We start from the raw sequence: 17,070 nt of genomic DNA on the forward strand, positions 1-17,070 counted from the left end.
CTCGACCGTCTCTTACTTGGCCGTCTCGGCGACGAGTCGCTCGACGGCGTCCACGGCGTCGCCGATGGCGGCCGGGTTCTGGCCGCCGCCCTGGGCGACGTCCGGCTTGCCGCCACCGCCGCCGCCGAGGGTCTTGGCGGCCGTGCGGACCAGGTCGCCGGCCTTGAGACCGCGCTCGCGGGCGGCGTCGTTGGTGGCGATGACCGTGAGCGGCTTGCCGTTCGCCACCGTGAAGAGGGCGACGACAGCGGCCCGGCCGCCCTGGATGCGTCCGCGCACGTCGAGGACGAGCTTGCGCAGGTCGTCGGCGGTCGTGCCGTCCGGGACCTGACCCGTCACGACAGCAACACCGCGGACGTCCTTGGCGGACTCGGCGAGCCCGGCGGCGGCCTGGAGGACCTTCTCGGCGCGGAACTTCTCGATCTCCTTCTCGGCGTCCTTCAGCTTGCCGAGCATGGCGGAGACCTTCTCCGGGAGCTCCTCCGGGCGGCCCTTGATCAGCTCCTGGAGCTGGGCGACGACCGTGTGCTCACGGGCGAGGAAGTTGTAGGCGTCCACACCGACCAGGGCCTCGATGCGGCGGACACCCGAGCCGATGGAGGATTCGCCGAGCAGCTTCACCAGGCCCAGCTGGGCGGTGTTGTGCACGTGCGTGCCGCCGCACAGCTCCTTGGAGAAGTCGCCGATGGTGACAACGCGCACGCGCTCGCCGTACTTCTCGCCGAACTCGGCGATGGCGCCCTGCTTCTTGGCCTCGTCGATGCCCATGACGTCGGCACGGACGTCGAGATCGCGGGCGAGCACCTCGTTGATCTTCTGCTCGACGTCGGTCATCACGGCCGTCGGAACGGCCGACGGGGAGCCGAAGTCGAAGCGGAAGCGGCCGGGCTGGTTCTCGGAACCGGCCTGGGCGGCCGTCGGGCCGAGGGCGTCGCGCAGGGCCTGGTGGGTCAGGTGCGTGGCCGAGTGGGCGCGGGCGATGGCCTTGCGGCGGCGGTCGTCGATGGAGGCGTGGGCCTTGGCGCCGACGGTGACCTCGCCGACCTGGACGACGCCCTTGTGCACGTAGACACCCGGGACCGGCTTCTGGCAGTCGCGGATCTCGATGACGGCGCCGGAGTCGACCTTGATGCGGCCGGTGTCGCCGATCTGGCCGCCGCCCTCGGCGTAGAACGGGGTGCGGTCGAGGACGATCTCGACCTCGTCGCCCTCGGTGGCGGCCGGCGAGGAGGCGCCGTCGACGAGGATGCCGACGATCGTGGACTCGCTCTCGGTGTCGGTGTAGCCGACGAAGTCGGTGGCACCGGCCTGGTCGGCGATCTCGCGGTAGGCGCCGGCGCCGGCGTGCCCGGTCTTCTTGGCCTGGGCGTCGGCCTTGGCGCGCTCCCGCTGCTCCTTCATCAGGCGGCGGAAGCCCTCCTCGTCCACGGAGAGGCCCTGCTCGGCGGCCATTTCCAGGGTGAGGTCGATCGGGAAGCCCCAGGTGTCGTGGAGCAGGAAGGCCTTGTCGCCGGGCAGGACGGTGCCGCCGGCGGCCTTGGTGTCGGTGACGGCCGTGTCGAGGATGTTGGTGCCGGCCTTCAGCGTCTTGAGGAAGGCGTTCTCCTCGGCGAGGGCGACCTTCTCGATGCGCTCGCGGTCGGTGATCAGCTCGGGGTACTGCTGCCCCATCATGCCGATCACGGTGTCGATCAGGTCCTTGACGACCGGACCGGTGGCGCCGAGCAGGCGCATGTTGCGGATGGCGCGGCGCATGATGCGGCGCAGCACGTAACCGCGGCCCTCGTTGCCCGGGGTGACGCCGTCGCCGATGAGCATCACGGAGGTGCGCATGTGGTCGGTGACCACGCGCAGGGAGACGTCCGAGTCGTGGGCGTCGCCGTAGCGGACGCCGGTCAGCTCGGTGGCCTTGTTGATGACGGCCATCGAGGTGTCGATCTCGTACATGTTCTGCACGCCCTGCAGAATCATGGCGAGGCGCTCGAGGCCGAGGCCGGTGTCGATGTTCTTGCTCGGCAGGTCGCCGAGGATCTCGAAGTTGTCCTTGCCGATGCCCTCGCCGCGCTCGTACTGCATGAAGACGAGGTTCCAGATCTCCACGTACCGCTCGTCGTTGACGGCGGGGCCGCCCTCGACGCCGAACTCGGGGCCGCGGTCGTAGTTGATCTCGGAGCAGGGACCGCACGGGCCGGGGACGCCCATGGACCAGTAGTTGTCCTTCATGCCCAGGCGCTGGATGCGCTCCTTCGGCACCCCGACGACCTCGTGCCAGATGCGCTCGGCCTCGTCGTCGTCCTTGTAGACGGTGATCCACAGGCGCTCGGGGTCGAGGCCGTAACCGCCCTTGTCCTGGGGGCTGGTGAGCAGCTCCCAGGCGAGCTTGATGGCGCCTTCCTTGAAGTAGTCGCCGAAGGAGAAGTTGCCGCACATCTGGAAGAACGTGCCGTGCCGGGTGGTCTTGCCGACCTCTTCGATGTCCGGCGTGCGCACGCACTTCTGGACGCTGGTGGCACGGGCGAAGGGCGGCTTGACCTCACCCAGGAAGTAGGGCTTGAACGGAACCATGCCGGCCGGGACGAGGAGCAGAGTCGGGTCGTCCGCGATGAGCGACGCCGAAGGGACGACGGTGTGACCGCGCTCCTCGAAGAAGCTCAACCAGCGGCGGCGGATCTCAGCCGACTCCATCAGTGGTCCTCATTCCGGTTGTACGAGTACGTCGTCCTGTCGACGTACTTCGGGTTGCTGCGGTTCTCGATGGCGGCGTACCGCCGGGGTGCGGGGAGTTCGGGGTTCTCGTTGATCCCGAGTGCGTCGCCCAACTCGGCCTCCCGCACGGCCATGTTGTCCCGGACGTCGAGCGCGAAGTCCACCGCGCGGTCCTTGAGGCGGTGACCGGCCTCGATCGCCTTGTTCCCGGCGGTTCTGGCGAGGCTCTCGGGGGTCAGCTGCTTCAGCTTGCGGTTGACCTTGGTGGTGGCCCACACACCGGCGGCGACGCCCGTGGTGAACCAGAAGGTGTGGCGGAACATCGCTGGCTCTCAGTCCCTCTTCCCTCGGGAGCTGCGCCGAGAGACCGTGCGGCCCACGATCACGGTACGCCTCGGCGTCTTGGCGGGCACGTCCTCCTTGCGGCCGCCGAGGGCCCGGCGCACGCCGTAGCCGAAGGCCGCGACCTTGACCAGGGGGCCGCCGAAGGTGGAGGCGACGGTGGTCGACAGCGCGGAGGCGTTCGACGTGACCTCCTGGACGTCGGAGGCGATCGCGTCGACCCGGTCGATCTGCGTCTGCGCGGAGCGGACCGCCGAGGATGCGTCGGCCAGCAGCGGGACGGCCTGGTCGGTCACGTCCGCCACGAGCTTGGTGGTCGCCCTGAGCGTCTGGGCCAGCCTCGCCAGCGCGACGGCGAGGAAGGAGACCAGGATCGCCCAGAAGACGGCCACCAGGATTCCGGCCACCTCTCCACCGGACACTGTGCACCCGCTCCCTGAAACGTGCCTGAACATCGAAAAAGTCGTGCGACGAGCCTATCGCGCCGGGGGTGGCGCTCCGTACCGGATTACCCGCCGGGCGCAGTTCCATCGCGAAAGCCCGCCGCCTCGCCCGCCCACAGGGGCGGGGAGACGGCGGGCCGGGGTACCGCGTGCCTGCCGAGGATCAGCGGGCGTAGTACTCGACGACGAGCTGCTCGTCGCAGATCACCGGGATCTCCTTGCGGTTCGGCTCGCGGTCCAGGCGGAACGCCAGGGCCTTGAGGTTCACCTGGAGGTAGCGCGGGGTCTCGCCGTCGGGGGCGAAGCCACCCTCACGGGCGATCGTGAAGAGCGTCTTCTCCTTGGAGCGCTCGCGGACCTGCACCACGTCGTCCGGGCGGACACGGAAGGAGGGCTTGTCGACCTTCTTGCCGTTGACCGCGATGTGGCCGTGGACGACCATCTGGCGGGCCTGGTAGATCGTGCGGGCGATGCCCGAACGCAGGACCAGGGCGTCGAGACGGCGCTCCAGCTCGATGATCAGGGCCTCACCGGTCTTGCCCTGGACCTTGGAGGCACGCTCGTAGGCGCGGACGAGCTGGCGCTCGGACACGTCGTACTGCGCGCGCAGACGCTGCTTCTCGAGCAGACGGACCTTGTAGTCCGAGTTCTGCTTGCGGCCACGGCCGTGCTCACCCGGCGGGTAGGGGCGGGCCTCGAAGTACTTGACGGCCTTCGGGGTCAGCGCGATGCCGAGGGCACGCGACTTCTTGACCTTGGGGCGGGACTGGTTCGCCACTGCTTTCTCATTTCCTGGTTTCCGGCTTGTCAGGGTTGAGGGAGGTCGCATCCGCAGCCGGGGAAACCCTCCTCGGTCCTGGTGGACCTCGGTGGGCAGCCGCTCCCCTGGTCTGGGCACATACGTGCAGCACGCGAGTGGCCCACCGACCGGTCCCGTCCGTACGACGAGGGGTGGTGGGCTGCCCGCGACACCGTTCGACGGTGCGCGACGCTCCTGGAGCCGATCCCGGAGGATCGGGGCTCCGGCCGACTGTCCCGTTCTGACTGCACGGGACGCGGCACTCCGACCGAGTTTACAGGGTCCTCACGACCGCTTTCGACCGAGGTTCTTGCGGGTCCACTCGACCGCGTCCGCGTAGCGGGCCTCCGCGCCGTGCCGGGTCGGCTCGTAGTACTCGCGGTCCTTGAGGGCGTCCGGGGCGTACTGCTGGGCGGCGATGCCCTCGGGCAGGTCGTGCGGGTACACGTACCCCTGGCCGTGGCCGAGCTTGGTCGCGCCCTTGTAGTGGCTGTCGCGCAGGTGGGCGGGGACCGGTCCGGCCAGGCCCTTGCGCACGTCCTCCAGGGCGGCGCCGATGGCGGTGGTCGCGGCGTTGGACTTCGGCGCCAGGGCGAGCGCGATCGTGGCGTGGCTGAGGGTGAGGGCGGCCTCGGGGAAGCCGATCATGGCGACGGCCTGGGCGGCGGCGACCGCCGTCTGCAGGGCGGTCGGGTCCGCCAGGCCGATGTCCTCGCTGGCGGAGATCATCAGGCGCCGGGCGATGAAGCGGGGGTCCTCGCCGGCCTCGATCATGCGGGCCAGGTAGTGCAGGGCGGCGTCGACGTCGGAGCCGCGGATGGACTTGATCAGGGCGCTGGCCACGTCGTAGTGCTGGTCGCCGTCGCGGTCGTACTTCACGGCGGCCCGGTCGACCGTCTCCTCCAGGGTCGTGAGGCCGATCTCCGTCTCGCCCTTGTCGAGGGCGGCTCCGGCGGCCGCCTCCAGGGCGGTCAGGGCGCGGCGGGCGTCGCCGCCGGCGATGCGCAGGAGGTGGCTCTCGGTCTCCTCGGGGAGGGCGACGGCGCTCTTGAGGCCGCGCTCGTCGGCAAGGGCGCGGCGGACCAGGCCCCTGATGTCGTCGTCCGTGAGCGGTTCGAGCGTGAGCAGCAGGGAGCGGGAGAGCAGGGGTGAGATCACCGAGAAGTACGGGTTCTCCGTCGTCGCCGCGATGAGCGTCACCCAGCGGTTCTCGACGGCCGGGAGCAGGGAGTCCTGCTGGGCCTTGCTGAAGCGGTGGATCTCGTCGAGGAAGAGGACGGTCTCCTTGCCGTAGCCGCCGGAGGCGCGGCGGGCGCCGTCGATGACCGCGCGGACCTCCTTGACGCCGGCGGTGATCGCGGACAGCTCCACGAAGCGGGCGTCGGTCGCCTTGGAGACGACGTACGCCAGGGTCGTCTTGCCGGTGCCGGGCGGGCCCCACAGGATCACCGAGGAGGCGCCGGCCGGGCCGGAGGCGCCCTCGCCGACCAGTCTGCGCAGGGGTGAGCCCGGCTTCAGCAGGTGTTGCTGGCCCACGACCTCGTCGAGCGTGCGCGGGCGCATCCGCACGGCCAGGGGGCTGCTGGACGGCTCCTTCTCCTGGCGGTCTTCGGCTGCGGCGGTGAACAGGTCGGGCTCCACGTCCAAAACCCTAAATCACGGCACTGACAATCCGTCCGGGCCCCTGAGCGCCCGGGTCAGCTGGTCCAGAAGTCCCACCAGCGGGTCAGGATCAGCATGCCGATGATGCCGATGTGCAGCACGGGCAGGACCCAGGTGAACTCGCCGAAGAAGCCCTTGAGCCAGCCCGGGGCGGGCAGGAAGCCCTTGCGGATGTTGAACGACGTGACGTACCAGAACATGAGGATCGTGGCGACCCAGGCGAGGCTGCACCACAGGCACAGGGCGTTGATCCGGTACAGGGACTGGAACATCAGCCAGGCGCAGAAGGCGACGCCGAACAGGCAGCCGGCGTTGAAGGTGAGCCAGTACCAGCGCGGGAAGCGGGCGCGGGCGAGCAGGGCCATGCCGACACCGATGACGATGCCGTAGGCGACGAGGCCGAGCATCGGGTTCGGGAAGCCGAAGACGGCGGCCTGCTTGCTCTCCATGACGCTGCCGCAGGAGACGACCGGGTTGAGGCTGCAGCCCGGGGTGAAGGTCTTGCCCTCGACCTTTGCCTCGAGGAGCTTGAACTTGTCGAGCGTGATGACCCACGCGGCGAGCAGACCGGCCGCGCCGGTGATCACCAGCAGCAGGGCGAAGGCCCGGCTGCCGCCCTCCGTGCGGGGCGCGATCTCGGCGCGCTCCGGCTCGGGCTCCGTGGAGACGTCCCTGACTGTCGTCTTGCTCATCACGCCGATTCCGTCACTTGAGACCTGAACATCTTCGGGCAGGGTCATTGTGCCGCACCGGCCTGTGTGTCCACCGTTCAGTGGACATAAGGATGTCCGCCCGGTCGTCCCCGAGGGGTGCGTTCCGGCCGGACGCTCGTCGCATGACAGCACAGGGGTACGACCTCGCCGTCGAGGTGCGGGGTCTGCGCAAGCGCTACGGAGGCGTGACCGCCGTCGACGGCATCGACCTCGGCATCCGGCGCGGCGAGGTGTTCGGCCTGCTCGGACCCAACGGCGCGGGCAAGAGCACCACGGTGGAGATCCTCCAGGGCAACCGGGACCGGGACGCGGGTGAGGTGTCGGTGCTCGGGGCGGACCCGGCGACCGGCACGCGCGCGTGGCGCTCACGTGTCGGAATCGTCTGGCAGGACGAATCGGCGCCCGCGGAGTTGACGGTCCGCGAGACCGTGCGGCACTTCGCCCGCTACTATCCGCGGCCGCGGAACCCGGAGGAGGTCATCGGCCTGGTCGGTCTGGAGGCCAAGGCGGACAGCCGGATCAAGGCGCTCTCGGGCGGTCAGCGCCGGCGCCTGGACGTGGCGCTCGGCGTGATCGGCGGTCCGGATCTGCTGCTCCTGGACGAGCCGACGACCGGGTTCGACCCGGCGGCCCGGCGGCAGTTCTGGTCCCTGATCCGCGCCCTGGCCGACGACGGCACGACCATCCTGCTGACCACGCACTACCTGGAGGAGGCGGAGGCCCTGGCCCACCGGCTGGCGATCGTCGCGCGGGGCCGGATCGTCGCCGAGGGCGAGCCCGGGGCGCTGCGGGACCGGTTCGGCAGTGAGGCCGTCGTCACCTGGACCGAGCCGGACGGCACCCCGCGCGCGGAGCGCACCGGGACGCCGACCAGGACGATCGCCGGGCTCACGCGGCGCTTCGACGGCGAGATCCCGGGGCTGACGGTGAGCCGCCCCACTCTGGAGGACGTCTACCTCCGGCTGACCGGACAGGAGGCCCCGGCATGACCACGACCGTCGAGGAGGACCGGACGGCGGTCGGCGCGGGCCGGCTGCCCGGGGCGTGGGGGCTGGGCCTGCGGCGGGGCCGCCTGGAGATCAGGCAGTTCTTCCGGCAGCGCGACCAGGTGGTGTTCACGTTCGCCTTCCCGGTGATCTTCCTGTTCCTGTTCGCGTCGATCTTCCGGGACGACGTGGAGGGCGCGGGCGTCACCGCCTCGCAGCTGTACGTCCCGGCGATGATGGCGGCCGGGATCATGTCGACGAGTTTCCAGGCGCTCGGGGTCTCGATCGCGATCGAGCGGGAGGAGAAGGTGCTGCGCCGGCTTCGGGGTACGCCGATGCCGCCGGCGGCGTACTTCCTCGGGAAGATCTGGCTGGTTCTGTTCACCGGTCTGCTGGAGACGGCGGTGCTGCTCCTCGTCGGCACGACCCTGTACGACGTGGACCTGCCCTCGGACGCGGGCCGCTGGTTCGACCTGGCGTGGATCTTCGCGCTGGGGATCACGGCGTGCGCCCTGCTGGGCATCGCGATCAGTTCGGTGCCGAGGTCGGCGAACAGCGCGTCGTCCGTGGTCGTCCTGCCCTTCCTGGTGCTGCAGTTCATCTCCGGCGTGTACATCGCCATCGGCACCATCCCGGACTGGATGCTGACCGTCGGGGCGCTGTTCCCGCTGAAGTGGATGTGCCAGGGGCTGCGCGGGGTGTTCCTGCCGGAGTCGGCTCAAGTGCTGGAGCAGGCGGGGAGTTGGGAGCTGGGGCGCGTGGCCCTGGTGCTCGCGGCGTGGTGCGCCGGAGGATTGGCGCTGTGTCTGCTGACGTTCCGCTGGAAGGACCGGCGCACCGGATGAGCGATGCCGCGAGCGCCTACCACTGGGAGCGCTCGTTCCGGCTCTGGGACACGTACTTCGCGCTGATCTGGGTGGCCACGGTGGCCTCTGTGCTCACCACGGGACAGCCGGGCTGGCCGCTGCGCGCGGTCGCGGCGGCGCTGCTCGTCCCGCTGGTCCCGCTGTACGTGGTGAGCGGGCGGCGTCTGATCCGGGGCGACCCGCCGGACCAGCGGCAGGCGATCGGCTACCTGGCGGCGGCGCTGGCCCTGGTCCTGCCGTCGGCGGTCCTGGTGGGCGAGACGCGGCTGCTCGCCTTCGCGCTGATCCCGCAGTGCTTCATGACGCTGCGGTTGCGGTCGGCGCTGGTGGCCGTGGCCGTGGTGAACCTCGTGCCCGTGGCGGGCTGGGCGCTGCTGTGGCGGCCCGGTGCCCGGGACGTGGCGTTCAACGCGTTGTTCTCCCTCGTCAGTTTCGTGTTCTCGATCGCCGTCGGCATCTGGGTCATCCGGATCATCGAACAGAGCCAGGACCGGGCCGAGTTGATCGCGGAACTGGACGCGAGCCGCCATGAGGTCGGGCGGCTGTCCGAGGCGCACGGGGCGCTGGCCGAGCGGGAGCGGCTGGCCCGGGAGATCCACGACACGCTCGCGCAGGGGTTCACGAGTCTGGTGATGCTGATCCAGGCGGTCGAGGCGGAGCTGGAGCACGACCTGCCTGCGGCGCGGCGCCATCTGCGGCTGATGGACGAGACGGCCCGGCAGAACCTCGCCGAGGCCCGGGCCCTGGTCGCCGGGGGCGCGCCCGCCGACCTGGACGGCGCGTCCCTGCCGGACGCGCTGCGGCGGCTCGCCACGCGCCATGACGCGGCGCTTGAGGTGTCCGGCCCGGTGCGCGCGCTGCCCGCCGGGCCCGAGGTGGTGGCGCTGCGGGCCTGCCAGGAGGCGCTGGCCAACGCCCGTAGGCACGCGGGGAGTTCCGTGACGGTGGGGGTGTCGGTGACGTACGCGGACGACCTGCTGACGGTGTCCGTGCGGGACGACGGCTGCGGCTTCGACCCGGCCGCCGTGCGGAGCGGGTACGGTCTGGCGGGCCTGCGGGCCCGGGCCGTCGAAGTGGGCGGCACGGCCGAGGTGCGCAGCGCCCCGGGCGACGGCACGGCCGTGACCGTGCGGCTGCCGGTCCTGAGGAGGGAGACGCCGTGATCCGCATCGTGCTGGCCGACGACCATCCCGTCGTACGGGAGGGGCTGCGGGCGATGCTCAGTGCGGAGCCCGACCTGGAGGTCGTCGCCGACGCGTCCGACGGTCCGCAGGCGGAGGCGCTGGCGGCCCGGTTGCGGCCCGACATCGTGCTGATGGACCTGCGTATGCCGGGCGGCGGGGGCGTGGACTCGATCGTGCGGATGACGGCGGCCGGGCTGCCGTGCCGGGTGGTCGTGCTGACGACGTACGAGACCGACCGGGACATCCTGCGGGCCGTGGAGGCCGGGGCGGCGGGCTATCTGCTGAAGGACCTGCCGCGTGCGGAGCTGGCGGAGGCCGTCCGGGCGGCGGCACGCGGCGAGACCGTGCTGGCTCCCTCCGTGGCGGCACGGCTGGTGGACCAGCTGCGGACGAGGCCGGAGCGCCCGCGGCTGTCGGCGCGGGAGACGGCCGTGCTGCGCCTGGTCGCCGAGGGCTGCACCAACGCGGAGATCGGCCGCCGGCTGTTCATAGGCGAGTCGACGGTGAAGACGTACCTGCTGCGGATCTTCGGCAAGCTCGGCGTGGCCGACCGGACGGCGGCCGTCACCAGCGCGCTGCGGCACGGGTTGCTGGAGCAGTGACGAAGGCGCCGGGAGAGCGCGGCGGGCGACCATCTGGCCGGCCGCCGCGGACCCGGCGCCTTCGACGGTGCCTCAGCCCAGGCGGGCTTCCAGTTCCGCCACGATCTCGTTCACGCCCACCGCCGTCTGCTCGCCGGACTCCATGTCCTTGAGCTGGACGACGCCCTCGGCGAGGTCGCGCTCGCCGGCGACGATCGTGTAGCGGGCGCCGCTGCGGTTGGCGTTCTTCATCGCGCCCTTGAGGCCCTTGCCGCCGTAGGAGAAGTCGGCCGCGATGCCGTTCTTGCGCAGCTCGGTGACCTTGGCGAACAGCACCCGGCGGGCCTCCTCGCCGAGCGGGACGGCGAACACGCTGGTGGTGGCGGGCAGTTCGAGCTCGACGCCCTCCGCCTCCAGGGCGAGGACCGTGCGGTCGACGCCGAGGGCCCAGCCGACGGACGGCAGCGCGGGGCCGCCGATCATCTCGGACAGACCGTCGTAGCGGCCGCCACCGCCGACGGCGGACTGGGAACCGAGGCCGTCGTGGACGAACTCGAAGGTGGTGCGCGTGTAGTAGTCCAGGCCGCGGACCAGCTTCGGGTCGTCCTCGAAGGCCACGCCCGCCGCCGTGATCAGCTCGCGGACCTCCTCGTGGTACGCCTTGCAGGCGTCGCACAGGTAGTCGCGCAGGAGCGGGGCGTCGGTCAGCTGCTTCTGGACCTCCGGGCGCTTGTCGTCGAGGACGCGCAGCGGGTTGATGTCCGCGCGGCGCAGGGTGTCCTCGTCCAGGTCCAGGCCGCGCAGGAACTCCTGCAGCGCCGTCCGGTACACCGGGCGGCACTCCTTGTCGCCGAGGCTGTTGAGCAGGATCCGGAAGTTCTGCAGGCCCAGCGAGCGGTACGCCTGGTCGGCCAGGATGATCAGCTCGGCGTCGAGCGCCGGGTCCTCCGCGCCGATCGCCTCGGCGCCGACCTGCGAGAAGTGGCGGTAGCGGCCCTTCTGGGGGCGCTCGTAGCGGTAGTACGAGCCCGAGTACCAGAGCTTGACCGGGAGGTTGCCGGCCTTGTGCAGATTGGCCTCCAGCGCGGCGCGCAGCACCGAGGCCGTGCCCTCGGGGCGCAGGGCGAGCCGGTCGCCGCCCTTGGTCTCGAAGGCGTACATCTCCTTCGTGACGATGTCGGTGGACTCGCCGACGCCGCGCGCGAAGAGCTCCACGTTCTCGAAGCCGGGCGTCTCGATGTAGCCGTAGCCGGAGTTGCGCAGCGGCGCGGCGATCGCCTCACGGACGGCCAGGTAGGTGGCGCTGTCCGGCGGGATCAGGTCGTACGTGCCCTTGGGGGCCTTGAAGGTGCTCACGGAAGGTCTCGTCACATTCCTCGTCGGGGAGCGGGCTGTGCTCCCTGGCCGGCCGCCACCTGCCGCAGATACGGGTTGGTGGCGCGCTCCTGGCCGATGGTCGTCTGGGGGCCGTGGCCGGACAGCACCACGGTCGAGTCGTCGAGCGGCAGGCACACGCGGGCCAGCGAGTCGAGCATCTCGGCCATGTCACCGCCGGGCAGGTCGGTGCGTCCGATGGAGCCGGCGAACAGCAGGTCGCCCGAGAACAGGATCGGCGGGATGTCCGCCGCCTCGGGCATGCCGAAGGTCACCGACCCCTTGGTATGGCCCGGCGCGTGCGCGACGGACAGCTCCAGGCCCGCCAGCTCCAGCTTCGCCCCGTCGGCCAGCTCCTTGACGTCATCCGGCTCCCCGATGGTCAGCTCGCCCAGCAGCGGCATCCCGATGGAACGGCCGAGCGCCTTCTCGGGGTCGCTCATCATGTACCGGTCGTCGGGGTGGATCCAGGCGGGCACGTCGTGCGCGCCGCACACCGGGACGACCGAGGCCACGTGGTCGAGGTGGCCGTGGGTGAGGACGACGGCGACGGGCTTGAGCCGATGCTTCCTGATCGCTTCCTCGACGCCGTCGGCGGCCTGATGGCCGGGGTCGATGATCACGCACTCCTCACCGGCGGCGGGGGCGACGAGGTAGCAGTTCGTCCCCCAGGCCCCGGCGGGGAACCCGGCAATGAGCACGATCGTCCTTCGTTGTGTCGGTACGGGCGGCTGCGGCTGTCGTCAGAGCCTACCGGCGCTGCCGATTCCTCAGCGAACCCATATACGGTACGGGGCACACGCAGGCGGTCGGCGCACAGGCCCCACGCGTACCGGTCGACGTATCAGACGCATGAGGAGAGAACCCGGTGGTCAGCCAGGAACAGCGGCGGCGACAGCTCGCCCGTGAGAAGTACTTGCGGCAGCAGCAGCGACGCACCGACGCGCGACGCAAGGCCCGGATCCGCAACTCCGTGATCGCCTCTGTTCTCGGCGTGACGGTGGTGCTCGTCGTGGCGGCCGTGCTGACCAAGCCGTTCGAAGACGACGGCACGTCGGAGAACGCGAACGCGGAGGTCACCCCGAGCGCCTCGCCCAGCAAGGCCCCGGACCCCTGCGAGAAGCCCGCCCCGGGCAAGGTCAAGTCGGAGACCTGGAAGAAGGAACCGGCCATGACCATCGACGAGTCGGCGAAGTACACGATGAAGCTGGACACGACCTGCGGCGGGATAGACATCGCGCTGAAGGCGTCGGCGGCGCCGCACACCGTCAACTCGTTCAACTTCCTGCTCGGCAAGGGCTACCTGGACCACACCAAGTGCCACCGGCTCACCAACCAGGGCATCTACGTCCTGCAGTGCGGCGACCCGCAGGGCACCGGCATGGGCGGACCGGGCTACACCATCCCGGACGAGAACCTCAAGGACAAGAGCCTCAAGGGCGGGATCTACCCGGCGGGCACGGTCGCGATGGCCAACCAGTACAACGCCCAGACGAAGCAGGGCCGCGACACCGGTGGCAGCCAGTTCTTCCTCGTCTACCAGGACAGTCAGCTGCCGCCCGACTACACACCGTTCGGTACGGTGTCCGAGGCGGGCATGAAGGTCCTGAAGAAGATCGCCGATGCCGGGGCCCAGGCTCCCGACCCTCAGACGGGCAACACCGCGCCCAACGCGACGGTCGTGATCAACAAGGCCACGGTCACGAAATCCTGACCCTCAACTGCGAAATTTCGGTCGCGCGGGATGCGGACAGGCCCCCCGCCGGTCGCCTATGTTGGCCGTGACGAAACTGTGGACGATGCCCGGGGGAGCTTCAGGCCCCTCGCAGGCATCATGTGGAGGAGGCGCTGTGAGCAGCGACCCGTGGGGCCGCGTCGACGAGACGGGGACCGTGTACGTGCGTACGGCCGACGGCGAGCAGGTCGTCGGTTCCTGGCAGGCGGGCTCCCCCGAGGAGGCGCTGGCCTATTTCGAGCGCAAGTACGAGGGCCTGGTTGTCGAGATCGGCCTCCTCGAGAAGCGAGTGAAGACCACCGACCTGTCGGCGAAGGACGCCCAGGCCGCCATCGACCACATCCGGGAGCAGGTCGACGCGCACCACGCGGTGGGCGATCTGGACGCCCTGCGGGTCCGGCTGGACAAGCTCGTGGAGCTGGTGGAGGCGCGCCGGGAGCAGCGCAAGGCGCAGCGGGCGAAGCAGTCCGACGAGGCGCGCAAGGCCAAGGAGGACCTGGTCGCCGAGGCCGAGCAGCTGGCGCAGTCCGACCAGTGGCGGGCGGCCGGTGAGCGGCTGCGGGCCCTGGTGGACACCTGGAAGGGCCTGCCGCGGCTGGACCGCAAGTCCGACGACGAGCTGTGGCACCGGTTCTCGCACGCGCGGTCGGCGTTCTCCAAGCGGCGCAAGCAGCACTTCGCGCAGCTCGACGCGCAGCGCGAGGAGGCCCGCAAGACCAAGGAGCGGCTGGTCGCCGAGGCCGAGGCCCTGTCGAACTCGACGGACTGGGGTGCGACGGCGGCGCGTTACCGCGAGCTGATGGCCGAGTGGAAGGCCGCGGGCCGCGCCCAGCGCGAGCACGAGGACGATCTGTGGAACCGCTTCCGCGGCGCCCAGGACGTCTTCTTCGCCGCGCGCAGCTCGGTCTTCGCCGAGCGGGACGCCGAGCAGGCGGAGAACCTCAAGCTCAAGGAGGAGCTGGCCGAGGAGGCCGAGAAGCTCCTGCCGATCACGGACCTGAAGGCGGCCCGCGCCGCGTTCCGGAACGTGAACGAGCGCTGGGAGGCCATCGGCCACGTGCCGCGCGACGCCCGGCCGAAGGTCGAGGGGCGGATGCACGCCGTGGAGCGGGCCATCCAGGAGGCCGAGGAGGCCGAGTGGCGCCGGACGAACCCGGAGGCCCGCGCGCGTGCCGAGGGTCTGACCGGCCAGCTCCAGGCCGCGGTGGACAAGCTGCGGGGCCAGATCGAGCAGGCCCGGGCGCAGGGCAACAACGCCAAGGCCGACAAGCTCGAGCGTGAGCTGGAGGGCCGCCAGGCGCTGCTGGACCAGGCGCTGAAGGGCCTGCAGGAGTTCGGCGGCTGACCGGCCGGATCCGAAAGGGGCTCCCGTACACGTCGTACGGGAGCCCCTTTCGTGTGGTCGCTACGCGGGGTTACGCCCTGCTGCGCGCCGAGGTCACCCGGTACACGTCGTAGACGCCCTCCACGCCCCGGACCGCCTTCAGCACGTGGCCGAGGTGCTTCGGGTCGCCCATCTCGAAGGTGAAGCGGGACGTGGCGACGCGGTCGCGGGAGGTCTGGACGGCCGCGGAGAGGATGTTGACGTGCTGGTCGGACAGCACGCGGGTGACGTCCGAGAGGAGCCGGGAGCGGTCCAGGGCCTCGACCTGGATGGCGACCAGGAAGACCGAGGACTGCGTGGGCGCCCACTCTACGTCGAGGATGCGCTCGGGCTCCCGGGAGAGCGAGTCGACGTTCACGCAGTCGCTGCGGTGAACCGATACGCCACTGCCGCGGGTGACGAACCCGATGATGGGATCGCCCGGGACGGGTGTGCAGCAGCGGGCCAGCTTGACCCACACGTCCTCGACGCCCTTGACGACGACGCCCGGATCGGCGCTGGAGCGCCGCTTGCGGCTGCGCCCGCGGGCCGGCGGGACCGACTCGTCGATCTCCTCGGTGGCCGCCTCCTCGCCGCCGAGTGCCTGCACGAGCTTCTGCACGATGTTCTGTGCGGAGACGTGGCCCTCGCCGATCGCCGCGTACAGCGCGGAGATGTCGGCGTAGCGCATCTCGTGCGCCAGGGTCACCAGGGAGTCGCCAGTCAGGATGCGCTGGATCGGCAGGTTCTGCTTGCGCATCGCGCGGACGATGGCGTCCTTGCCCTGCTCGATCGCCTCGTCGCGGCGTTCCTTGGAGAACCAGGCCCGGATCTTGTTGCGGGCGCGCGGCGACTTGACGAAGCCGAGCCAGTCGCGGGACGGACCGGCGCCGGGTGCCTTGGAGGTGAAGACCTCGACCAGGTCGCCGTTGTCGAGCGTGGACTCCAGCGGGACCAGGCGGCCGTTGACGCGGGCGCCTATGGTGCGGTGGCCGACCTCCGTGTGCACGGCGTACGCGAAGTCGACGGGAGTGGCGCCCGCCGGGAGCGCTATGACGTCGCCCTTGGGCGTGAAGACGAAGACCTCGTTGCGCGAGAGGTCGAAGCGCAGCGACTCCAGGAACTCGCCCGGGTCCTCGGTCTCCTTCTGCCAGTCCAGGAGCTGCCGCAGCCACGCCATGTCGTTGATGGCGTCCTTGTCCTTGCCGGAGGACTTGGGCGCGTCCGTGCGCACCTTGGAGGCGCCGGCGACGGCTTCCTGCTTGTACTTCCAGTGCGCGGCGATGCCGTACTCGGCGCGGCGGTGCATGTCGAACGTGCGGATCTGCAGCTCGACCGGCTTCCCGCCGGGACCGATGACCGTCGTGTGCAGCGACTGGTACATGTTGAACTTGGGCATCGCGATGTAGTCCTTGAACCGGCCGGGGACCGGGTTCCATCGCGCGTGCACCGTGCCGAGGGCCGCGTAGCAGTCGCGGACGGTGTCCACGAGGACGCGGATGCCCACCAGGTCGTAGATCTCCGCGAAGTCCCGGCCGCGGACGATCATCTTCTGGTAGACGCTGTAGTAGTGCTTGGGCCGGCCGGTGACGGTCGCCTTGATGCGGGCCGCGCGCAGGTCCTGCTGGACCTCGTCGGTGACGATGGCCAGGTACTCGTCACGCTTCGGTGCCCGCTCGGCCACCAGCCGGACGATCTCGTCGTACATCTTGGGGTAGAGGATCGCGAAGGCGAGGTCCTCCAGCTCCCACTTGATGGTGTTCATGCCCAGGCGGTGGGCGAGCGGCGCGTAGATCTCCAGGGTCTCGCGCGCCTTCTTCTCCTGCTTCTCGCGCTTGAGGTAGCGCATGGTGCGCATGTTGTGCAGGCGGTCGGCGAGCTTGATGACCAGGACGCGGGGGTCCTTGGCCATGGCGACGACCATCTTGCGCACGGTCTCGGCCTGCGCGGCCTCACCGAACTTGACCTTGTCCAGCTTGGTGACGCCGTCGACGAGCAGGGTGACGACGTCGCCGAAGTCGCGGCGCAGGTCGTCCAGGCCGTATTCGGTGTCCTCGACCGTGTCGTGCAGCAGGCCCGCCATCAGCGTGGCCGGATCCATGCCCAGCTCGGCGAGGATCGTCGTCACGGCGAGCGGATGCGTGATGTACGGGTCGCCGCTCTTGCGCTTCTGGCCGCGGTGCCAGCGCTCGGCGACCTGGTAGGCGCGCTCGATCTGGCGCTTCGGCATCGCCCGGCTCGGCCACGACATCGGCTTCACGTCCCGGCTGACCGGCACCGGCATCGCCATGGGCACCCCGCACTACATGTCCCCGG

14 protein-coding genes and 1 pseudogene are annotated in these 17,070 nt (G+C 70.5%); 6 read left to right on the forward strand and 9 right to left on the reverse strand.

The annotated features are described in order from the left end of the window. Window positions 1-12: 12 nt before the first annotated feature. The 6 genes from alaS to ABZ948_RS14465 all read right to left on the reverse strand — a co-directional run bounded on the left by alaS (window position 13) and on the right by ABZ948_RS14465 (window position 6,644). The gene (gene alaS / locus ABZ948_RS14440; RefSeq protein WP_359759368.1) at window positions 13-2,685 is read right to left on the reverse strand and encodes an alanine--tRNA ligase; all 2,673 of its coding nucleotides are present in this window, start codon (window positions 2,683-2,685) and stop codon (window positions 13-15) included. Further along, window positions 2,685-3,029: a hypothetical protein gene (locus ABZ948_RS14445; RefSeq protein ID WP_359759370.1), complete on the reverse strand. Its 345-nt coding sequence runs from the start codon at window positions 3,027-3,029 to the stop codon at window positions 2,685-2,687. Before ABZ948_RS14445 ends, alaS begins: the two co-directional genes overlap by 1 nt. 9 nt (window positions 3,030-3,038) lie before the next feature. Next, a complete protein-coding gene (locus ABZ948_RS14450; RefSeq protein ID WP_078651120.1) occupies window positions 3,039-3,503 on the reverse strand; it encodes a DUF948 domain-containing protein in 465 nt (154 codons plus the stop codon). A gap of 151 nt (window positions 3,504-3,654) precedes the next feature. Further along, window positions 3,655-4,269 (reverse strand): 30S ribosomal protein S4, encoded by a 615-nt coding sequence (gene rpsD, locus ABZ948_RS14455; RefSeq protein WP_010046470.1) that lies wholly within the window; start codon window positions 4,267-4,269, stop codon window positions 3,655-3,657. 306 nt (window positions 4,270-4,575) lie between these two features. Continuing rightward, complete coding sequence (locus ABZ948_RS14460; protein WP_359759373.1) at window positions 4,576-5,931, reverse strand: replication-associated recombination protein A; 1,356 nt, start codon at window positions 5,929-5,931, stop codon at window positions 4,576-4,578. A 56-nt stretch (window positions 5,932-5,987) separates the two neighbouring features. Continuing rightward, on the reverse strand, window positions 5,988-6,644 hold the full coding sequence (locus ABZ948_RS14465) for a vitamin K epoxide reductase family protein (protein WP_359759375.1): 657 nt from the start codon (window positions 6,642-6,644) through the stop codon (window positions 5,988-5,990). A 143-nt stretch (window positions 6,645-6,787) separates the two neighbouring features. Here ABZ948_RS14465 and ABZ948_RS14470 point away from each other — a divergent pair, with 143 nt between their 5' ends. The 4 genes from ABZ948_RS14470 to ABZ948_RS14485 are packed head-to-tail and all read left to right on the forward strand — an operon-like array spanning window position 6,788 to window position 10,303. After that, the gene (locus ABZ948_RS14470; protein WP_359759377.1) at window positions 6,788-7,654 is read left to right on the forward strand and encodes an ABC transporter ATP-binding protein; all 867 of its coding nucleotides are present in this window, start codon (window positions 6,788-6,790) and stop codon (window positions 7,652-7,654) included. Then, entirely contained in the window at window positions 7,651-8,496 is an 846-nt protein-coding gene (locus ABZ948_RS14475) for an ABC transporter permease (protein WP_359759378.1), read from the forward strand. The genes ABZ948_RS14470 and ABZ948_RS14475 overlap by 4 nt, the downstream gene beginning before the upstream one ends. Beyond that, the gene (locus ABZ948_RS14480; protein WP_359759380.1) at window positions 8,493-9,680 is read left to right on the forward strand and encodes a sensor histidine kinase; all 1,188 of its coding nucleotides are present in this window, start codon (window positions 8,493-8,495) and stop codon (window positions 9,678-9,680) included. The genes ABZ948_RS14475 and ABZ948_RS14480 overlap by 4 nt, the downstream gene beginning before the upstream one ends. Continuing rightward, entirely contained in the window at window positions 9,677-10,303 is a 627-nt protein-coding gene (locus ABZ948_RS14485; RefSeq protein WP_359759382.1) for a response regulator, read from the forward strand. The genes ABZ948_RS14480 and ABZ948_RS14485 overlap by 4 nt, the downstream gene beginning before the upstream one ends. 72 nt (window positions 10,304-10,375) lie before the next feature. Here ABZ948_RS14485 and hisS read toward each other — a convergent pair whose 3' ends face one another. Then, a complete protein-coding gene (gene hisS / locus ABZ948_RS14490) occupies window positions 10,376-11,638 on the reverse strand; it encodes a histidine--tRNA ligase (protein ID WP_359759384.1) in 1,263 nt (420 codons plus the stop codon). 11 nt (window positions 11,639-11,649) lie between these two features. Beyond that, on the reverse strand, window positions 11,650-12,357 hold the full coding sequence (locus ABZ948_RS14495; RefSeq protein ID WP_031116600.1) for an MBL fold metallo-hydrolase: 708 nt from the start codon (window positions 12,355-12,357) through the stop codon (window positions 11,650-11,652). Between the two features lie 167 nt (window positions 12,358-12,524). Here ABZ948_RS14495 and ABZ948_RS14500 point away from each other — a divergent pair, with 167 nt between their 5' ends. Beyond that, window positions 12,525-13,370 carry a peptidylprolyl isomerase gene (locus ABZ948_RS14500; protein ID WP_359759387.1) on the forward strand — a complete coding sequence of 282 codons (846 nt, stop codon included), beginning with the start codon at window positions 12,525-12,527 and terminating at the stop codon, window positions 13,368-13,370. 136 nt (window positions 13,371-13,506) lie between these two features. After that, entirely contained in the window at window positions 13,507-14,736 is a 1,230-nt protein-coding gene (locus ABZ948_RS14505; RefSeq protein WP_359759389.1) for a DUF349 domain-containing protein, read from the forward strand. 70 nt (window positions 14,737-14,806) lie between these two features. Here the strand turns inward: ABZ948_RS14505 and relA are convergent. Then, window positions 14,807-16,975 (reverse strand): annotated as a pseudogene (gene relA, locus ABZ948_RS14510) (GTP pyrophosphokinase); the annotation flags it as partial. Window positions 16,976-17,070: the final 95 nt, after the last annotated feature.

It is taken from the genome of Streptomyces olindensis, from assembly GCF_040645895.1.
GTDB lineage: Bacteria > Actinomycetota > Actinomycetes > Streptomycetales > Streptomycetaceae > Streptomyces > Streptomyces olindensis.